The sequence below is a fragment of the Gilliamella apicola genome (assembly GCF_000599985.1).
Lineage (GTDB): Bacteria > Pseudomonadota > Gammaproteobacteria > Enterobacterales > Orbaceae > Gilliamella > Gilliamella apicola.
The window spans coordinates 566358-587118 of record NZ_CP007445.1; the positions used below are offsets into that span (position 1 = coordinate 566358).

Below are 20761 nucleotides of genomic sequence, written 5' to 3' on the forward strand. Positions count from 1 at the left end.
AGTTTGAATACCGATAAACTTGTGGATTCATATTCCCCCGCACAAATGACACAAATTGCTGAAGATCTTGGCAACTACAAATTAAGTAAACACCCATGTAGTACAATTTTATCTGCGATTATTGCAGGTGTGTTTATCTCTATTGCTTTTGTATTTTATATTACCGTAACAACTGGTACTGCAACTGTCGCTTTTGGTTTAGCCAAACTAGTTGGTGGCATCTGTTTCTCGTTAGGATTAATGCTAGTTGTTTGTTGTGGTGCAGATCTGTTTACTTCGACTGTATTAACGATATTACCTAAAATGACTCATAAAGTTAGTTGGACAAAAATGTTCCGTAATTGGATTTTAGTCTATGTTGGTAACTTTATTGGTGCTATACTGTTTGTAACAGTTATTTGGTTTTCTGGTCAATATATGGTTGCTAATGGATTGTGGGGATTAAATGTCCTGCAAACAGCAGATCATAAGTTACACCATACTTTTATTGAAGCTGTTTTTCTTGGTTTATTGGCTAATTTGATGGTTTGCTTGGCAGCTTGGTTAAGTTATGCTGGACGTAGCTTACTTGATAAAATGTTAATTATGGTTTTACCTGTAGCAATGTTTGTTGCAAGCGGTTTTGAACATAGTATTGCAAATATGTTTATGATTCCTATGGGTATTGTAATTAATAACTTTGCATCTCCTGAATTTTGGACTGCAATAGGGGTATCACCAGATACATTTAAAGAGCTAACTATAGAGCATTTTATTTTAAATAATCTAATTCCAGTAACAGTTGGAAATATTTTAGGTGGGCTAGCTGTTGCGCTACCATATTGGGCTTTATATTTACGTAAACCACATTGATTTTAAGATATTTATCCTCATATAGGAGAGGATAAATAGGTATTTTTGTAAACCTGAGGTTAATAATTATGAGTAATTTAAACGAAGTACAAGCAAAGGCTTGGAAAGGATTTAAAGAAGGTGATTGGCAAAATAATGTCAATGTTCGTGATTTCATTCAAACAAATTACACACCTTATGAGGGTGATGAATCTTTCTTAGCTGGCGCTACCGATGCTACCACTAAATTGTGGGACAAAGTGATGGAAGGCATCAAATTTGAAAACTCCACTCATACACCAGTTGATTTTGATACAAGTGTAATCTCTACTATCACTGCTCATGATGCGGGTTATATTGAAAAGGATTTAGAGAAGATTGTCGGTTTACAAACTGAAAAACCATTAAAACGAGCTATTATCCCGTTTGGTGGTATCAAGATGATTGAAAACTCTTGTAAAGCTTACAATAGAACTTTAGATCCATTAGTCAAAAAAATCTTTACTGAATACCGTAAAACTCACAACCAAGGTGTGTTTGATATTTATACTCCAGATATCCTTCGTTGTCGTAAATCAGGTGTTATTACGGGTCTTCCTGATGCGTACGGTCGTGGACGTATCATTGGTGATTACCGTCGTGTAGCACTTTACGGTATTGATTACTTAATGCAAGATAAATTTGCTCAATTCACTTCATTACAAGCTGATTTTGAAAATGGCGTTGATTTACCAATGACCATGCAACGTCGTGAAGAAATTGCTGAGCAACATCGTGCGCTTGGTCAAATTAAAGAAATGGCTGCAAAATATGGTTTTGATATTTCAGCTCCAGCAACAACAGCACAAGAAGCTGTTCAATGGACCTATTTTGGTTACTTAGCTGCGGTTAAATCTCAAAATGGTGCAGCAATGTCATTAGGTCGTACTTCGACTTTCTTTGATATTTACTTCCAACGTGATTTAGAAGCAGGTTTAATCACTGAGCAAGAAGCACAAGAAATTGTTGACCATTTCGTAATGAAATTACGTATGGTTCGTTTCTTACGTACACCTGAATATGATGAATTATTCTCAGGCGATCCAATTTGGGCAACTGAATCTATCGCAGGTATGGGTGTTGATGGTCGTACATTAGTAACTAAGACTTCTTTCCGTTTCTTAAATACTTTATATACAATGGGTCCATCACCAGAACCAAATATGACTATCCTTTGGTCAGAACACTTACCAAGTGGATTTAAAGAATTTGCATCTAAAGTATCAATTGATACTTCATCATTACAATATGAAAATGATGATTTAATGCGTCCAGATTTTAACAATGATGACTATGCAATTGCATGTTGTGTAAGTCCAATGATTGTTGGTAAACAAATGCAATTCTTCGGTGCTCGTGCTAACCTTGCAAAAACTCTTCTATACGCAATCAATGGCGGTGTGGATGAAAAATTAAAAATGCAAGTTGGCCCTAAAGAAGATCCAATCACTGACGAATATCTTGATTTTGACAAAGTGTTCGCTCGTTTAGATCACTTTATGGATTGGTTAGCAAAACAATACGTGACAGCTTTAAATGCTATTCACTACATGCACGATAAATACAGCTATGAAGCATCATTAATGGCGTTACATGACCGTGATATTATTCGTACTATGGCTTGTGGTATTGCTGGTTTATCTGTTGCTGCTGACTCATTATCTGCAATTAAATATGCGAAAGTGAAAACGATTCGTGATGAAGATGGTTTAGCAACTGATTTTGAAATCGAAGGTGAATATCCACAATTCGGTAACAATGATCCTCGTGTAGATGATATTGCTGTTGATTTAGTTGAACGTTTCATGAAGAAAATTCAAAAACTTAAAACTTATCGTAATGCAATTCCTACTCAATCAGTATTAACCATTACTTCAAACGTTGTATATGGTAAGAAAACTGGTAATACTCCAGATGGTCGTCGCGCTGGTGCTCCATTCGGACCTGGTGCTAACCCAATGCACGGACGTGACCAAAAAGGTGCGGTTGCTTCATTAACATCTGTTGCTAAACTTCCGTTTGCTTACGCTAAAGATGGTATTTCATATACTTTCTCTATCGTTCCAAATGCATTAGGTAAAGATGATGATGCACGTAAACGTAACCTAGCAGGTTTAATGGATGGTTATTTCCATCATGAAGCTACTGTTGAAGGTGGTCAGCATTTAAATGTTAACGTATTAAACCGTGAAACATTATTAGATGCGATGGAACACCCTGAAAAATATCCACAATTAACAATTCGTGTTTCTGGATATGCAGTGCGTTTCAATTCATTAACTAAAGAGCAACAAAAAGACGTTATTACACGTACTTTCACTCAATCAATGTAATTTGGTTAACTGAAAAACTAAACTTAAATAGCGCCTTTAAGGCGCTATTTTTTTATTAAGTAGCAAAAATAGCTGTTTTAAAGTTAACAAAATCGTAGTACAGCAAGCATTATTAAATATGTTTGTTTTTTGTATAATTTAGTCAAAAACAAAACATATCAATTAATGCAATTGGTGTATGCAATGTATTATCTGAGTTAGAATAAGAATTAAAATATAAAGCAAAAAGCAATGTGAGTAATTATTAGAGAATATTTATGGAACAAAACATTATTATGACAACGAAACTACCTATAAAAGGTCGTATTCATTCTTTTGAATCCTTTGGTACTGTAGATGGTCCTGGAATTCGCTTCATTGTTTTTTTTCAAGGCTGTTTAATGCGCTGTTTGTACTGCCATAATCGTGACACTTGGGATTTAAAAGCTGGGCGAGAAGTCACTGTTGAAGAACTGATGAAAGAAATTGTTTCTTATAAAAGTTTTATCATGCCTAATGGCGGTGGTGTTACAGCATCAGGTGGCGAAGCTACCTTACAATCTGAATTTATCACTGAATGGTTTAAAGCCTGCCATGAAGAAGGTATCAGTACGTGTTTAGATACTAATGGTTATGCTAGACAGTTAGACCAAACGGTTGATGATCTTTTAGAAGTCACAGACTTAGTGATGCTTGACTTGAAACAAGTCAATGATGAAATCCATCAAAAACTTGTCGGAGTACCTAATAAACGTGTTCTTGAATTTGCCAAACATCTACAAAAAATTAATAAACGGACTTGGATCCGCTACGTAGTGGTTCCTGGATGGACGGACGACGACGACTCAGCACATTTACTGGGTAACTTTATTGAAGGTATGGATAATATTGAAAGAGTGGAACTACTTCCTTATCATAAGATGGGCGCTTATAAATGGGATACCATGGGGGATGAATACAAATTACAAGGAGTAGAAGCGCCTCCTCGTGAAACACTTGATAGAATCCAAGCGATTATAGAAAGTTATGGTCAACCAGTAACATTCAGTAAGTAATAAGCTATCGACACTTAATAGGCACCTATAATGGTGCCTTATTTGTATTTATTTTAATTTTTTGCGCTTTACCGCACGTAATAGATAAATGCCACCTTCTAAAGCCAAAACACAAACGGATAACCAAATAAGCCCATATGGAACGATGTGCTCTTTAGATACCGATTCATGCAAAAATAACACCGAAACAAGAGTTAGCAGTACTGGCTCTACGTATCCCAGTAATCCAAATAAACTAAGTGGTAATAACCGTCTCGCAACAAAATACATGGCAAAAGCAATGGCAGTAATGATACCGAGCATTGGAATAAAAATATGAAAGTGAGATAGGTCACTTATAACCTGATTAAAAGAGTAGTGTAAAATAAAATAAATAAGGCAGCCTACAAAGATAAAAAAGAAATCGGAAAATGTCCCTGAAATGCCCTCTATTTGCAATTTACGGCGTGTCATAAAGTAAATTGGGTAACCCAATGCAATAACGGCTGTTTCCCACGAAAACGCGCCAGTTATATAAATTTCCAAAACAACACCTATGCTGGCGAGCACGACTGCTATTTTTTGGAAAATACTTAGCTTTTCTTTATAAAATATTTGCCCGAAAACGACCATCGTTAATGGCAGTAAAAAGTAGCCTAATGAAGCTGATAATCCATGTCTATTGATCGGTGCCCAAATAAAAATTAACATTTGGATGGTCAATAGAAATGAAGAAAATATTAGACCAATTAAAATCAGTGGCTGTTGTTTAATTCGCATAAATAAATTGATAATAGCTGACCACTGTTTTTCGACAATAATTAGTATAATTATTGCGGGAAAGGAGGTTAATAATCGCCAACAAAAAATATCAACAACTGATAGTGGTTGTAATAGAACAGGGTAGTAATATAGTAAACCAAAAAGACATGATGCAAATATTGAAAGCGCAACACCCTTTATCATTCTTTCACCTTTGTTAATAAAAAATAGCGCTAGTGATTAGCGCTATTATCTATATGTAATGAAGTGGGACAAATTTTATTTATCCAATTACCTCAACACCATTCATATAAGGTACTAATACTGATGGAATCCTAATTGTTCCATCAGCTTGCTGATAGTTTTCCATAATTGCAACTAACGTGCGCCCTACAGCTAAACCAGAGCCATTTAACGTATGTACTAAATAAGTTTTATTATCAGCTTTATTGCGATAACGCGCTTGCATACGGCGTGCTTGGAAATCCCACATATTAGAGCAAGAAGAGATTTCACGGTAAGTATTTTGAGCCGGTACCCATACTTCAAGATCATATGTTTTACATGAACCAAAGCCCATATCACCTGCACATAATACAATTTTACGATAAGGTAATTCTAGTAATTGTAATACTTTTTCTGCATGTGCGGTTAGCTCTTCTAAAGCTTTCATGGATTCTTCTGGTTTAACAATTTGCACCAGTTCTACTTTGTCAAATTGATGCATACGTATTAAACCACGAGTATCTTTACCGTAAGAACCCGCTTCAGAACGGAAACATGGAGTATGTGCAGTCATTTTCAAAGGTAACGCGCTTTCATCAAGAATCTCGTCACGAACTAAATTGGTTACTGGTACTTCAGCAGTTGGAATAAGAGCGTAATTACTGCTTTCTGATTCTTCATCTAGTGGTTTTGTGTGAAATAAGTCACTTGCAAATTTAGGTAACTGTCCTGTACCGAATAAAGTGGCCTGATTGACAAGATAGGGCACATAAATTTCAGCATAACCATGCTGCTCTGTGTGAAGGTCTAACATAAATTGTGTGATAGCACGATGTAGGCGGGCTATCTGTGACTTCATAACAACAAAACGTGCACCAGTAAGTTTTACACCTGCAGCAAAGTCTAGTCCTCCAAAACGTTCACCTAATGCAACATGATCTTGGATTGGAAAGTCAAATGTTCTTGGAGTTCCAAAGCGAGAAACTTCGACATTGTCGTTTTCGTCTTTACCATCAGGTACAGAGTCATCAGGAATATTCGGAATAGTAGAGGTAATATCTTTAATTTTAGTCAATAAGATTTCAAGCTCAGCTTTAGCATTATTTAGTTTTTCACCGAGTTTATTAACTTCTTCGCGTACGGCTGTAATGTCTTCGCCTCGAGCCTTAGCTTCACCAATAGCTTTAGAACGAGCATTACGCTGTGCTTGTAAGCTTTCAGTTTCAACTTGCAGTACTTTGCGTTTTTCTTCTAGTTGACTAATAGTATCAACATCTAATTTAAATCCACGACGAGCTAAGTTTTTAGCGACAACATTTAATTCATTTCGGAGTAAATTCGGATCCAACATAAATAACGTCCATTCTCATTAATAAGGAAATATCTTTCTACTTTAACCATTATTCTAATATAGTTAACAAAACATATAAATCAAAAAGTAGATTGATTATAGATATTAAATTTTGTGAGCTTAGTATACTAGAATTATATCGGGATTCAACCATAATGGTGCACCCGAAGGGATTCGAACCCCTGACCGCTCGGTTCGAAGCCGAGTGCTCTATCCAGCTGAGCTACGGATGCGTGTAAGTTCGTAAAAAAATGGTGCATCCGAAGGGATTCGAACCCCTGACCGCCCGGTTCGTAGCCGGGTACTCTATCCAGCTGAGCTACGGATGCGTTTTGAATTATTAAAATGGTGCATCCGAAGGGATTCGAACCCCTGACCGCCCGGTTCGTAGCCGGGTACTCTATCCAGCTGAGCTACGGATGCATATTTTAATTTTTTAAAATGGCGGTGAGAGAGGGATTCGAACCCTCGATGCAGCTTTTGACCGCATACTCCCTTAGCAGGGGAGCGCCTTCAGCCTCTCGGCCATCTCACCAAAAACATTATGACTTTGCTTGAACAACAAAATCATAATGTCGTGGCGCACATATTACGTTTTACAAAAAATAAGTCAAACATTTTTTTGCTTACGCGTGCTAGTTGTTTATTTCATGCCCAATATTACTCTTTGGGTTCAGGTAATTCATCATTTTTGTTCTGAGATTGATGAATTCTATTGTATATCTCTTCTCGATGAATTGAGACTTCTTTAGGTGCATTAATACCGATTCTGACTTGATTACCTTTCACGCCAAGAATAGTAATAACAACATCATCACCAATAATTAGTGTTTCACCTACTCTCCTAGTTAAAATTAACATTAGATCTCCTAATATCAGTTAAGTATACATCACAATTTTAAGATATAGCTTCGTCAGCCCCCCATCGATAAGACAGAAAGACGGAATTTTACAGAAATATTCAAATAGTTAATTAATAAATATATTATCAATCAATACTGGAATAAATCTGGCTAACTTGCTTGTAATTTATTACTGATTTCCTTTTTCATTGAAGACAATGCTTCTGGTAATGCTGAGAGATCCATTCCACCTGCTTGGGCGAAATCAGGCCGCCCACCGCCTTTACCACCTACTTTTAATGCTAATTGGGAAACTAATTCGCCAGCTTTGACAATATTGATTAAATCATTTGTTACGCCAGCGGCTAAATTGATTTTGTCACCATTAACAGCAGCCAAAATAATTACGCCTGTTTTTAATTGATTTTTAAGATCATCAATCATAGTACGTAATACTTTTGCCTCGACATTATCAAGTTTAGCAATTAGTAAATTTTTATTATTGATTTTTTCACATTGATTAATTAATTGTGCGCTTTGTTGGCTAGCTTTTTGCGCCTTTAATTGCTCGATGTTTTTTTCAAGTAGTTTAGTTTGTTCGAGCAACTGCTCTACACGAACTAAAACTGCTGATTTGTCGCTTTTAACCAATTGTGCAATTTGGTTTAATAAATTTGCTTCATGGTGTATAAAATCCATCGCATTTTGCCCAGAGGTTGCCTCGATACGGCGAACTCCAGAAGCAATGCTTGATTCAGATATTATTTTAAATAAACCTATATCGCCCGTTCTATCTACATGAGTACCACCACATAATTCAATTGAGAAATCGCCCATAGTTAGAACACGAACAATCTCTTCATATTTTTCACCAAATAGTGCCATTGCCCCTTTATTTCTAGCTTCATCTATTGGCATTAGTTCAACGTCAACAGGTAAATTGTAACGAATTTGCCTGTTAACTAGATTTTCGATTTCAACAATTTGTTCTTGTGTGATGCTTTGATTATGCGAAAAATCAAAACGAAGATAGCTATCATTCACTAAAGAACCTTTTTGATGAACATGGTTGCCTAAAATTTGTTGTAATGCAGCTTGTAATAAATGAGTTGCTGAATGATTACGTCTAATACGTTCTCTTAACTCGACATCAATTGCTGCTGTTACTAAATCACCAACTTTAAGAGATCCTTTAACAAGGGTACCGATATGACCAATGCTTTTGCCATATTTTTGGCTATCTAAAACAGTAAATTCGGCGTTTGCAGAAGTTAATATACCTTTATCACCAATTTGTCCGCCAGATTCTCCATAAAATGGCGTCTTATCTAAGATGATAATAGCTTCATCACCAGCATTGACATTTTCTACTTTTTGACCATTTTGGAAAATGGCAATTACTTCCCCTGATGCTTCGGTAGCTTGATAACCTAAAAATTCGGTTTTATCATCAAGTTTAATCACATTGCTATAGTCAACACTAAAAGTACTTGATTCACGAGCACGTTTACGTTGTTCTTCCATGCATTGATTAAATCCATCTTCATCAATGGTGATATTTTTTTCGCGACATACGTCTGCGGTTAAATCTAATGGAAAACCAAACGTATCGTAAAGTTTAAATGCAACATCGCCAGGTAATACCGAATCGGTGATTTTAACCAATTCTTGATCGAGTAAAAACAATCCTCGCTCTAATGTTTTTAAGAATTGCTCTTCTTCAATTTTAAGTGCATCTTCAACTATTTTTTGATTTTTCGCTAATTCAACCGCTGCACTTCCCATTACATCAATGAGAGGTTTAACTAATTTGTAGAAGAATATCCCTTTAGCACCTAACATATGCCCATGACGCACAGCTCGTCGAATAATTCGACGTAAAACATAGCCACGACCTTCATTAGAAGGTAATACCCCATCAGAAATTAAAAATGCACAAGAACGAATATGGTCAGCAATAACACGTAAAGATTTGCTTTCTAAATCTTTCGTTTGAATGATTTGTGCTGCATCATGAATTAGTTTCTTAAATAAATCAATTTCATAATTGGAATTAACATGTTGTAAAACAGCTGCAATTCTTTCTAAGCCCATACCCGTATCGACTGATGGCTTAGGTAATGGTTCCATTGTGCCATCAGGATGACGATTAAACTGCATAAAGACAATGTTCCAAATTTCAATGAATCGGTCACCATCTTCTTCTGCGCTGCCTGGAGGTCCTCCCCAAATATGATCACCATGATCATAAAAAATTTCTGTACACGGTCCACATGGTCCTGTATCACCCATTTGCCAGAAGTTATCTGAAGCATAAGGTGCACCTTTGTTGTCACCAATACGCACGATACGCTCTTTAGGTATACCAATTTCTTTTTCCCAAATTTCGTATGCTTCATCATCTGTTTCATAAACAGTGACAGTTAATTTATCTTTAGGTAGATTAAACCATTCTTTACTAGTTAATAATTCCCAAGCAAAATGAATCGCATCATGTTTAAAATAGTCACCAAAGCTAAAGTTTCCTAACATTTCAAAAAAAGTATGATGTCGAGCAGTATAACCTACATTATCCAAATCATTGTGTTTACCACCAGCGCGAACACAACGTTGTGCAGTTGTTGCTCTGGTATAAGGACGCTTTTCTATCCCTAGAAATACATCCTTGAACTGATTCATTCCAGCGTTAGTAAATAATAGCGTTGGATCATTATGAGGAACAAGGGAACTACTTGCTACAATTTCATGTCCTTTGCTATTGAAAAAGTCAAGAAAAGTTTGACGAATTTCTGCAGTGCTTTTCATTTAGGCTTCCATATAAACGATAAATTTTTAAACATAGTAATATACCTGTTACAACTAAAGTTGAAAAGTAAAGAAAAGTAAAATATTCTTTATAATACGGTTGATCTAGCTAATATTAAATGCAAATAAAAGGAAAAATAAATTGATTTAGTGAGCTTAACTAATGGGTAATGAATAATTTAGTTCTCGTACATTTTAGATATTATCAAAATTTAAGTCAATAAGTTATACACATCTTTTATATCGTCTTGAGTATAACCTCGGGTAATCAAAAATTGTACTATTCTCTGTTTTTCCAAAATATTTTTAGCATTAATCTGTTTAAATTTTTTTAATAATTGCTTATGGGCATTATACGACCAATTTATATCTAACATACACAAAAGTTTATTGGTTAAGTCAGTCGGTAGACCGCGTTGTTTTAATTCCATAGCAATTTTATATCTTCCATAACCTTTATTAGCTCTCATAACAATATATTTTTCAATATATTGTGTGTCGTTCATCCAATTCTGATTAGTACAATATTGAATGACATCAGCGGTTTCTATTTTAAGTTGATTTAATTGCTCATAGTATTCATCCTCTGAACATTTTATTTTTTTTGTAAAAAATTGGATAATTTTATTCGTTAGTTCGTAGGATGAATGATCGCGCTGTGCAAGTAATTGCACAGCTTTATTTAAGATTAATTTATTGATTTTTTTGTCCATTATTCAAAGCTTTCATCTTCTGATGTAGTATCTACGTCATCCGCAGCAAAAACGGCAGGGCTATTTAATAATAAATCACGTAGTTTTGTTTCAAGCTCTTTGGCTATTTCTGGATGTTCTTGTAAAAATTTGATTGAATTTGCTTTGCCTTGACCAACTTTTTCGCCATTGTAGCTATACCAAGCACCTGCTTTATCAACTAATTTATGTTTGACACCTAGATCAATCAATTCACCTTCTTTAGAAATACCACAACCGTAAAGAATTTGGAATTCAGCTTGTCTAAATGGCGCAGCAACTTTATTTTTAACTACTTTTACACGAGTATCACTACCAATGACATCTTCACCTTCCTTCACGGCACCAATTCGTCGAATATCTAAACGAACAGATGCATAGAATTTAAGTGCATTACCACCAGTAGTTGTTTCTGGATTACCAAACATTACACCAATTTTCATACGAATTTGGTTGATAAATACCACTAAGCAGTTAGCATTTTTGATATTTGCGGTTAATTTACGTAAAGCTTGTGACATTAAGCGAGCTTGTAATCCCATATGAGAATCGCCCATTTCACCTTCAATTTCTGCTTTAGGTGTTAATGCTGCCACTGAGTCAACAATAATAACATCAACTGCACCAGAACGAACTAAGGCATCACAAATTTCAAGCGCTTGTTCGCCAGTATCAGGTTGAGAAACTAATAAATCATCAACTTGTACACCTAGTTTAGCCGCATAAATTGGATCTAAAGCATGTTCTGCATCAATAAATGCGCATGTTTTACCTTCTTTTTGTGCTTGGGCAATAACTGATAAAGTTAATGTTGTTTTACCAGATGATTCTGGTCCAAAAATTTCAACGATTCGCCCCATTGGTAAGCCGCCAATACCTAATGCAATATCGAGTCCTAAAGATCCGGTAGAGACAGAATCAACATCTAACGTTTGGGTATCCCCTAAACGCATAATAGAACCTTTACCAAATTGTTTTTCTATTTGACTTAATGCTGCTGAAAGTGCACGTTGTTTGTTTTCGTTCATATTATAAAATTCCAATGAGTTAGTTTATTGGTATATATTATACTGTATTGTTATACAGTATCAAGTTTTTTTTATATCCAATAATCATTTAGTTAATAATGAGAAATACTTCACAATTTTTTTTAAAATATTACTGGCTATAATCTATTTGATTGTCATAAATGGTGACGAAACAATAATATTCAAGGTTAAATTTAAACCAATAATAGATTCAATAAAGGTATAACTTTGTATAAGGTTATTATGAGATTTTATGTATTTTATATTTGAGATGAGATTTTAAATTTAGGTCATGAAAATATCGCTTAACCAACTAAAATACTTAAATCTAAGTAATCAAATTATGCTAATTTGAGTAGGTAATACTTTCATAAAAAAATGTCATTTGATATGATTAGCAAAGAAGAAGTTTTAGTCATTGTTGTATATTAAAAGTAGTTATCCCACTTGTAATTGAGTAAAAGTGATTTATTAATTTTTTACTTAAACGTTATGCTAATCTGAAACATCTTTACACTTAAAATAATTATCTAATTAAAGGGAAATAATGACTGTTGATAAACAACAATATGTTTTATGCTCGCACTGCGATTTGGTCATAGAATTAGCCGATATAACAATAGGGCATAAAGCTATATGTCCTCGTTGTAATACAATCTTAGCCAAAAAAAGCGTTAATATGAAATTTCGAGCCGCAATGTATGCTGTTTGTTCACTGATTATGATTATTGTTGCTTGTGGTTTTATTTTTATTGATATTCGCCTAGTCGGTAATTTTAATGGTGTAAGTGTTTTAGATATACCCAAAACTCTTTTCTTTGATAAATATAGTTATATTTCAGCGCTTTTTATTTTATTTGTTTTAATTTTTCCTATAATAAATTTATTAATTATTAGTCTGCTTTGTTCAAAGCTTACAATATCAAAATATCGTAAAAGGGATTTGTTAATTATTTATGAAAAATTTAAACATTGGTGTATGCCTGAAATATTTATAACTGGCATTTTAGTTAGCTTTGTAAAATTAATGAGTTATGGCAGTATAGGTGTCACAAGTACCTTTTGGGCATTTTGTTTATTTGTATTTTTTTATATAAAGGCCCAAGTTATTTTTTCACCAGAAACAATTTGGGAAGAAATTCATACCAATAATTTTGCTCAAACACCTTTAAAAGTAGGTAAAACGGCAATTAGCCAAAATTTGAAGTTGTGCGGTTGTTGCCATGCCATGATGCCAATAGCTTATGTCAAATGCCCAAGATGTAAACAAAAAAGTGTCGTGAGAAATCGCGACAAAATACAGTGGACGATAGCACTGTTAGTTACTTCACTAATTATTTATATTCCTGCAAATGTATTTGGGATTATGATAACAGTCGTTTTTGGTTCACCATCAACTTCGACAATTATGGATGGTGTTATTTATATGTGGCAGGCGGGAGATGTACCTGTGGCATTAGTTATTTTTATTGCTAGCATAGTTATTCCAATTTTGAAAATAATTTCATTAAGTTGGCTTTGCTATTTTGCAATAGCAGTGAAAAGAAAAAATAAACATGATTGCCTAAAAATGAAGAAATTATATGGTGCTGTTGAATTTATTGGTAAATGGTCAATGATTGATATATTTGTTGTATCAGTTGTCTGTTCACTAGTTAGAAATCAACAAATGATGGGAGTTTATCCTGATATAGGCGTTACATTTTTCGCAACTGTTGTGATTATCACTATGATTGCATCGCAAAAATTTGATCCGCGTTTAATTTGGGATCGCTCTACAGTTAAAAGTTATAATAAATAGGAACACTATGGCAACATCAAGTAAATTAGCGAAAATCATCAAAATTAGAGCTATATCGGCAATATGGATTATTCCGATAGTTACTGCAATTGTTGGTCTTTGGATCATCTATTCTCATTTTGCTGATAGAGGAACTCCTTTTACCTTACTTGCGAAAGATGCAAGTGGTATTGTTGCAGGGAAAACAGTTATTAAAAATCGCAGTGTTGATATCGGTATTGTTGATGAAGTGACTTTATCAAAAGATTTTGAAAAAGTAGTTATTAAAGGTCGAATCTATAATGATATGGAACCACTTCTTAAAAATGACTCTATTTTTTGGGTTGTCAAACCAGAAATTGGCCGAGATGGTGTAACAGGCTTAGGTACTATTTTATCAGGGGTTTATATAGAGTTAGCATCAGGAAACGATACACATAGCTTCAAAAATAATCCATTTATACTATCAGATAACCCACCATTATCCGATCCAAGTATTAAAGGCATTCGAGTCAATCTTGAAAGTGATCAAAATGGTGTAATTCCGCGTGGAGCGTCCGTGATGTTTCATGGTTATCGTGTTGGTAATGTTGAGACTTCAGAATTTGATGTTGATTCACGAAAAATGAAATATCAAATTTTTATTACCAAACCTTATGATGCTTTAGTCACTCAAAATGTTCGTTTTTGGAAAGAAGGAGGTATTGATTTATCACTTTCTTCATCTGGTGCAAGTCTGAACGTGCCTTCTTTAGATGTATTAATGTCGGGTGGTATTAGTTTTGATTTACCTGATGGCTCAAAGTTAGGCGCACCAGCTGAGCAACATGCCGTATATAAATTATATGAAGATAAAAAATCAATTCAAGATTCTCAATATACAGAATATAAAGAATTTCTGATTATGCTTTCTGAATCCATATCTGGGTTGGTTGAAGGTGCACCTGTTGAATATCATGGTATTCGCCTAGGTACGGTATCTAAAGTACCATTCTATACAGCTGAAATGTTAAATAAAACATTTATTTTAAATCAAAAAGTACCTGTATTAATTAGGATTGAGCCAGATCGCTTATCTGAGTTGGTTGATGAAAAGATCGATATTGCTACCTTAATTATGGATGAACAAAAAAATGGTTTAAGAGCCTCGTTAAAAACTTCAAATATGTTTACAGGTGCGCTTTATATTGATCTTGATTTTTATCCTGAATTAAAAAATAAATATAACGCCAAATTAAGCACTCTATATGGTTATAACACAATAGAAACAACATCAACAGGTATTGCACAGATTCAGGCCAAGGTGATGCAGTTATTAGACAATTTCAATAATTTACCATTGAATAATACTATGACGGAATTTAATAAATCGTTAGCTTCAACTCAGCGCTTAATGAATTCATTAAATCAAATTATGGCAAGTAATGAAATGCAAAACATACCTAAAGATCTACAAGAAACTCTAAGAACGTTAAACGAAACCATGAAAGGCATACAACCAGGTTCAGAACTTAATAAGCAAATGAATGAAAGTCTACAAAAAGTTCAACAAATGATGGATGAATTAACACCATTACTTAATACACTCAATGATAAAAGTAATGCATTGATTTTCTCTGCTCCAAATAAGAAAGACCAAGAACCGAAAGCGAAAGGTAAAAAGTAATGAATAAAATGATGCGAAATTTCCTTATAACATTTTGTGGAACTGCATTAATGTTACTCGTTGGCTGTTCAGCGAACACGCAAGATAAAAGTTATTTCCAATTAGCTAGTAATTTGCCTGTTCAAACACCAAAAACAATGAAATCAACTAATCGTTTTCTAAAGATCGATTCCATTGATGTCGCCAGTTTTTTAAATAAATCTGGTATTGTTTTGCAAACAGAAGATATCAAATATGTTACAGCTATAAATAATCTATGGGTTTCGACGCTTTCTCAACAGCTTGAAGAACGATTAGTACAAGATTTAAGTTTGTTACTGCCAGATTATTTGATTTCGAGTAAGTCGCTAGCAACTCCAACATTAACCGTTAAACTTTTTATTGATGGTTTTCATGGTGGATACAATGGCGATGCGATTATAAAGGGACGTTGGATTGTTACAAACAATAAAAACCATATCGAAACAAAACCATTTGAACGACATATTCCATTAGCCAGAAATGGTTATGATGCTTTAGTTAAAGCGTTGTCAAAAGGATGGCAAGAAGAAGAGCAAGATTTTGCTAATTCTATAAAATATTAAATTAATAAAACATTCCGCCACCATTCTGGCGGAATGTTTCAATAATAGTAGATCACAACATCTGCTTGAACCGATCAAATACCTTATCATCAATTTCAACCCATTTGCGAACACTATTAATAAAAGCAATTTTATCAGCCTTTAATAATTCATCGATTAAAATTGTTTTTTCAATTATTTGTTTTTGATCCAAATAAAATTGTCGCATAGTACCAGCCAATAATCCCGATTTAATTTTAGGTGTAACCCATTGATTATTAATTAACAGCACAAGATTACCGTTAACAAATTCAGTTATTTCATTGTGTTGATTAAAATTAATATATTCTTTACCTATCGTTAGTTGCGGAAAATGTTCACGGTTTGATGTTTTGTGATATAAATAGATATTTTTATTATTCACACATTGTGGTGCAAGTGTGATTTCATTGATTTTCATTGGTGTGCTAATAATGTCTTTACTAATATCATATCGACCATCTTGTTGTAGTAACACTCTGACTTTATAAATACTTTCACATTCTTCATCGGCTAATTTAATCAATTGCAGCTTGATAGAGTTAATGTCACATTTAAAATCAAAATAGTAAGCCGAATCGGCAAGTCTAGTTAAATGTTCATTAAGTAGTAAAAATCGCCCTTTTTCTAACAGTAATGATTCAATAAGATATTGGGGGAACCTTGCTGTGCGGTTTAATATAGCGGTTTTTGCTAAGATTTCACTATATTCATCGTGCGATGTTGAATCCCAAGTTATCCCACCTCCAACACCATAATGCATCTGCTGATTGTGAATTGTTAATGTACGAATGGGTATATTAAATATTGCAGTTTTCATATAGGGAGTAATGTAACCTATGGTCCCACAATATACACCTCTAGGTGAATTTTCAGTGTCTGCAATGATTTGCATTGTGCTTGTTTTAGGCGCTCCAGTAATTGAACCACAAGGAAACAATGCTTGAAAAATTTGATATAAACTAACCTTTTCAGCCAACTCGGCTTGAATGGTTGAGGTTAACTGCCAAAGGGTAGGGTATTTCTCGGCAGAAAATAATTTTGGGACAACGACCGAGCCAGCTTTAGCAATTCGGCTTAAATCATTACGTAGTAAATCAACAATCATCATATTTTCAGCCTGATTTTTCTCAGAAAATAATGTCTCTAACTGTTGATTATCATGGTAAATATTTAAACCTCGAGCGGCAGTTCCTTTCATCGGTTTTGTTGTGATTGTTTGATTATCTAACTTAAAAAATAGTTCAGGAGAAATCGATAAAATCTGATAATTTTCAAATTCAAGATAAGCACAATAATTCGCTTGGTTATTTTCTTGTAAAAATTTGTAATAATCATAGGCATTATCATTAAATGGTGCACTAAATTGAATCGTGTAGTTGGTTTGATATGTATTTCCCGATTCAATCTGCCTACGAATATAGTCAATTTTTTGGTTATATTCTTCAATTGAAGTGTCACATTTTAAATCGAAATGACAAGGTTTGTAATCGCTTTTTGTTAATGATTCAACTATTGAATAATCTTGATAAATACCAAATAGTAGTACAGGTAGCGTATTGTCTGATTTTTGGATATTCTTGGTTTTATTTGCTTGATTAAATCCCATTGCACTTTCATAAGCAAGATAACCAACCGCATAGAAACCTTGCTGTATGAACATTTCGATTGCATCTAATTGTTGTTTAACCGTAGTGTAATCGTTGGATCTCAAAATCGTAATAGGATCAGAAAAACATTTCTGTTGACCTTCAAAATCAATATAAACTTTCATATTAATATTACTCATAAATAAAATTATGAATCATTTGTAAACCTGATTCTGTTTTAATTGCTTCTGGATGAAATTGCACGGATTCAATGGGTAATGTTTTATGTCGTAATCCCATAATTAATCCTTGTTTGTTACGAGCGGTAACTATGAGAGGTGACTTTGTTTGAGATAAATTATCGTCAGCAATTAAAGAGTGATAGCGAACTACAGAAAGAGGGTTTTTAATGCCTCTAAATAATCCTTGACCATCATGAATAATTTCATCGATTTTACCGTGCATAGGCATAGGTGCTTTGCAAATGGAATAACCATAATACTGTGCAATTGTTTGATGACCCAAACAGATACCTAATATTGGACAACAATTGGCAAATTCGGCAATCACTGTTAGTGATATTCCAGCATTATCGGGCGTTCCCGGACCAGGTGAAATAATTATTTTAGAAAAAGTTAGCTCTTTTATTTGTTCAATGGTCATTTCATCATTTTTTATCACTTGGACTTTTGCACCCAATCGGCATAAATAATCGTAAATATTGAACGTAAAAGAATCATAGTTATCTATTAATAGTATCAAAATATCTTCCGTTAATTAAAAAAAGAATTTTTTGTCAACTTGGTGATTATGGAAATCATCATTATAAATGACAAGTCACCATTGCCGACATTATGATTAAAAATTTCATTTCATTGTTTTGATTAATCAAGCTAGATTTAGTTTAAATCCAGCTATTATTGATGCCATTATACAAGCAAGAAGTACTAATAAGAGATGATTACTAACTTAATATTACTTTATTCCTATTTTTTTACTTAAACGTACCCATAACCTGAAACTTTTTGACAAAAATAACTTCTTTTTGTGATGACACCTACAAAAGTATCTCGATAGTAATATGTTTTATTATTCTTTTTCCTAAATTTAATCTATTAGACTATTATTTAATAGAAATAACAAAACAAAATAGATGTTTTATAAACTCTTATTTGAGTTAATTATTAAACTCACCGAAATGAAATATTAATTAAATTTTTCACAGACTTGTTTATTCGAGAATACAAAAAGTAACATTTCAACAAATGCAAGCAACTTTAAAAAAGCATTTTTTAATGCCGAATTATTAGAATTATAAGAGGAAATATGTGCATAAATATATACTGAATATATTCCTGATATGATTTATTCTCATAGGTTAAATCTTGTTAATAGTACAGTTGGCTAATTTTTTATTACATTAATTTATACGTTGACCTTCAAGTTAAATAAACAAATATTGACAATTTTGGTAAAAGAAATAGAAAGTTAATAAAAATAATGATTCAAAAACTATGTTTCAGAACAGGCACGTTAATTTGTTGAAAATCTTAGCTGTCATAAATATTAAAATTTATGGTGAGATAATCAACTTCATTGTGAGGAAATACATCTTATTCATTGTAAATTTTTTTATTCATAAAGTCTGGAGGTTATAAATATAACCTTTATTCAATACTACTTTTTTATCTATACAAAATATATCAATATTAATTTTGATAATTTTTTTAAAATTAACTTAATAACTTCATGATAACTATCTATTTAATTTAATAATTCTTCCATCCATTCAATTTATTGTTAAAACATCTGCTAAACCTCATTTCAATACGATATTTCCTGCATAATGTGATCTTTCTCACAAAACCATTCTAATCTACTTGTATGGTAGCATTTGATCGATTAATTTGTTGCTGCACAAATTATTAATGAGGTAATCAATGAAAATCGTAAAAGCAGAAGTTTTTGTATGCAGTCCTGGACGAAACTTCGTCACATTAAAAATAACTACAGATCAAGGTATTTATGGTATTGGTGATGCAACACTTAATGGGCGTGAATTATCAGTAGCTTCTTATCTTAAAGATCATCTTTGTCCTCAACTTATTGGGCGTGATCCTCATCAAATTGAAGATATTTTTCAATATTTTTATAAAGGAGCTTATTGGCGTCGAGGTCCAGTGACAATGTCAGCGATATCGGCAATTGATATGGCGTTATGGGATATAAAAGGTAAAGTTGCCAATATGCCGCTTTATCAATTATTAGGTGGTGCTTCACGTACTGGCGTAATGGTGTATTGCCATACCACTGGTAAAGATATCGAAGAAGCATTAGATGATTATGCTAAACATAAAGAGATGGGCTTCAAAGCAATTCGAGTGCAATGTGGTATACCGGGAATGAAAACGACATATGGTCAGAGTAAAGGGAAAAATCTTGCATACGAACCTGCTACGCGTGGCAACTATCCTGAAGAGCAGTTTTGGGCAACGGATAAATACTTAGACTTTACGCCAAAATTATTTGAAGCCGTAAGAAACAAATTCGGTTTTAACGAGCATTTATTACATGATATGCACCATCGTTTAACTCCAATTGAAGCTGCACGTTTTGGTAAAAGTATAGAAGATTATCGTCTTTTTTGGATGGAAGATCCAACACCAGCTGAAAATCAAGAATGCTTCCGTTTAATTCGTCAACACACTGTAACACCAATTGCAGTTGGTGAAGTATTTAACAGCATTTGGGATTGTAAACAGCTAATTGAAGAACAACTTATCGATTACATTCGAACCACAATAACCCATGCTGGTGGTATCACTCACATGCGTCGTATTGCTGATTTTGCTGCACTTTATCAAGTCAGGACTGGTTCTCATGGACCTTCTGATTTATCACCAATTTGTCATGCTGCAGCGCTACATTTTGATATGTGGGTACCTAACTTTGGTGTTCAAGAATTTATGGGTTATTCAGAGCAGATGTTAGAAGTCTTTTCCCCAAATTGGACCTTCAATGATGGCTATATGCATCCTAGTGACAAACCTGGTTTAGGTATCGATTTTGATGAAAAACTAGCCGCTAAATATCCATACAACCCCGCTTATTTGCCAATTGCTCGTTTAGAAGATGGCACTTTGTGGAATTGGTAAGTTAAAGGA

15 protein-coding genes and 4 tRNA genes are annotated in these 20761 nt (G+C 33.8%); 7 read left to right on the top strand and 12 right to left on the bottom strand.

Features of this window, described 5'->3' with window-relative positions; genetic code table 11:
* Positions 1 to 3: 3 nt before the first annotated feature.
* From focA to pflA, 3 genes are all read left to right on the top strand, one after another.
* Positions 4 to 852, top strand: a complete 849-nt coding sequence (focA, locus tag GAPWK_RS02670) for a formate transporter FocA (protein WP_025314752.1) — start codon at positions 4 to 6, stop codon at positions 850 to 852.
* A 68-nt stretch (positions 853 to 920) separates the two neighbouring features.
* Positions 921 to 3203 (top strand): formate C-acetyltransferase, encoded by a 2283-nt coding sequence (pflB, locus tag GAPWK_RS02675; protein WP_025314753.1) that lies wholly within the window; start codon positions 921 to 923, stop codon positions 3201 to 3203.
* A gap of 257 nt (positions 3204 to 3460) precedes the next feature.
* On the top strand, positions 3461 to 4237 hold the full coding sequence (pflA, locus tag GAPWK_RS02680) for a pyruvate formate lyase 1-activating protein (RefSeq protein ID WP_025314754.1): 777 nt from the start codon (positions 3461 to 3463) through the stop codon (positions 4235 to 4237).
* A gap of 48 nt (positions 4238 to 4285) precedes the next feature.
* On the opposite strand, the gene rarD is transcribed toward pflA, so the two are convergent.
* The 10 genes from rarD to recA form a co-directional block, all read right to left on the bottom strand.
* Positions 4286 to 5182 (bottom strand): EamA family transporter RarD, encoded by an 897-nt coding sequence (gene rarD, locus GAPWK_RS02685; RefSeq protein ID WP_025314755.1) that lies wholly within the window; start codon positions 5180 to 5182, stop codon positions 4286 to 4288.
* A 79-nt stretch (positions 5183 to 5261) separates the two neighbouring features.
* Positions 5262 to 6554: a serine--tRNA ligase gene (gene serS / locus GAPWK_RS02690; RefSeq protein ID WP_025314756.1), complete on the bottom strand. Its 1293-nt coding sequence runs from the start codon at positions 6552 to 6554 to the stop codon at positions 5262 to 5264.
* A 156-nt stretch (positions 6555 to 6710) separates the two neighbouring features.
* A tRNA-Arg gene (locus GAPWK_RS02695) sits at positions 6711 to 6787 on the bottom strand.
* Between the two features lie 19 nt (positions 6788 to 6806).
* Positions 6807 to 6883, bottom strand: a tRNA-Arg gene (locus GAPWK_RS02700).
* 17 nt (positions 6884 to 6900) lie between these two features.
* Positions 6901 to 6977, bottom strand: a tRNA-Arg gene (locus GAPWK_RS02705).
* Between the two features lie 19 nt (positions 6978 to 6996).
* A tRNA-Ser gene (locus tag GAPWK_RS02710) sits at positions 6997 to 7089 on the bottom strand.
* Positions 7090 to 7214: 125 nt separating this feature from the next.
* Positions 7215 to 7415 carry a carbon storage regulator CsrA gene (gene csrA, locus GAPWK_RS02715; protein WP_025314757.1) on the bottom strand — a complete coding sequence of 67 codons (201 nt, stop codon included), beginning with the start codon at positions 7413 to 7415 and terminating at the stop codon, positions 7215 to 7217.
* A 152-nt stretch (positions 7416 to 7567) separates the two neighbouring features.
* Positions 7568 to 10201: an alanine--tRNA ligase gene (gene alaS, locus GAPWK_RS02720; RefSeq protein WP_025314758.1), complete on the bottom strand. Its 2634-nt coding sequence runs from the start codon at positions 10199 to 10201 to the stop codon at positions 7568 to 7570.
* Positions 10202 to 10413: 212 nt separating this feature from the next.
* Positions 10414 to 10914, bottom strand: coding sequence for a regulatory protein RecX (locus tag GAPWK_RS02725; RefSeq protein WP_025314759.1), 501 nt, complete (start codon positions 10912 to 10914; stop codon positions 10414 to 10416).
* On the bottom strand, positions 10914 to 11960 hold the full coding sequence (gene recA, locus GAPWK_RS02730) for a recombinase RecA (protein WP_025314760.1): 1047 nt from the start codon (positions 11958 to 11960) through the stop codon (positions 10914 to 10916). The genes GAPWK_RS02725 and recA overlap by 1 nt, the downstream gene beginning before the upstream one ends.
* Before the next feature lie 547 nt (positions 11961 to 12507).
* On the opposite strand from recA, the gene GAPWK_RS02735 reads away from it, so the two are divergent.
* Genes GAPWK_RS02735 through GAPWK_RS02745 form a run of 3 tightly spaced genes read left to right on the top strand, consistent with a single transcriptional unit; the run spans position 12508 to position 15990 of the window.
* Positions 12508 to 13761 (top strand): PqiA/YebS family transporter subunit, encoded by a 1254-nt coding sequence (locus GAPWK_RS02735; protein WP_025314761.1) that lies wholly within the window; start codon positions 12508 to 12510, stop codon positions 13759 to 13761.
* Between the two features lie 7 nt (positions 13762 to 13768).
* The gene (gene pqiB, locus GAPWK_RS02740; RefSeq protein ID WP_038517066.1) at positions 13769 to 15406 is read left to right on the top strand and encodes an intermembrane transport protein PqiB; all 1638 of its coding nucleotides are present in this window, start codon (positions 13769 to 13771) and stop codon (positions 15404 to 15406) included.
* Complete coding sequence (locus tag GAPWK_RS02745; RefSeq protein WP_025314763.1) at positions 15406 to 15990, top strand: ABC-type transport auxiliary lipoprotein family protein; 585 nt, start codon at positions 15406 to 15408, stop codon at positions 15988 to 15990. Before pqiB ends, GAPWK_RS02745 begins: the two co-directional genes overlap by 1 nt.
* Before the next feature lie 52 nt (positions 15991 to 16042).
* Here the strand turns inward: GAPWK_RS02745 and pabB are convergent, their stop codons facing one another.
* Positions 16043 to 17782: an aminodeoxychorismate synthase component I gene (pabB, locus tag GAPWK_RS02750; RefSeq protein ID WP_158413566.1), complete on the bottom strand. Its 1740-nt coding sequence runs from the start codon at positions 17780 to 17782 to the stop codon at positions 16043 to 16045.
* A 7-nt stretch (positions 17783 to 17789) separates the two neighbouring features.
* Complete coding sequence (locus tag GAPWK_RS02755) at positions 17790 to 18359, bottom strand: anthranilate synthase component II (protein WP_025314765.1); 570 nt, start codon at positions 18357 to 18359, stop codon at positions 17790 to 17792.
* A 1178-nt stretch (positions 18360 to 19537) separates the two neighbouring features.
* Between GAPWK_RS02755 and manD the strand changes: the two genes are divergently transcribed.
* The gene (manD, locus tag GAPWK_RS02760; RefSeq protein WP_025314766.1) at positions 19538 to 20752 is read left to right on the top strand and encodes a D-mannonate dehydratase ManD; all 1215 of its coding nucleotides are present in this window, start codon (positions 19538 to 19540) and stop codon (positions 20750 to 20752) included.
* The last annotated feature ends 9 nt before the right edge of the window (positions 20753 to 20761 follow it).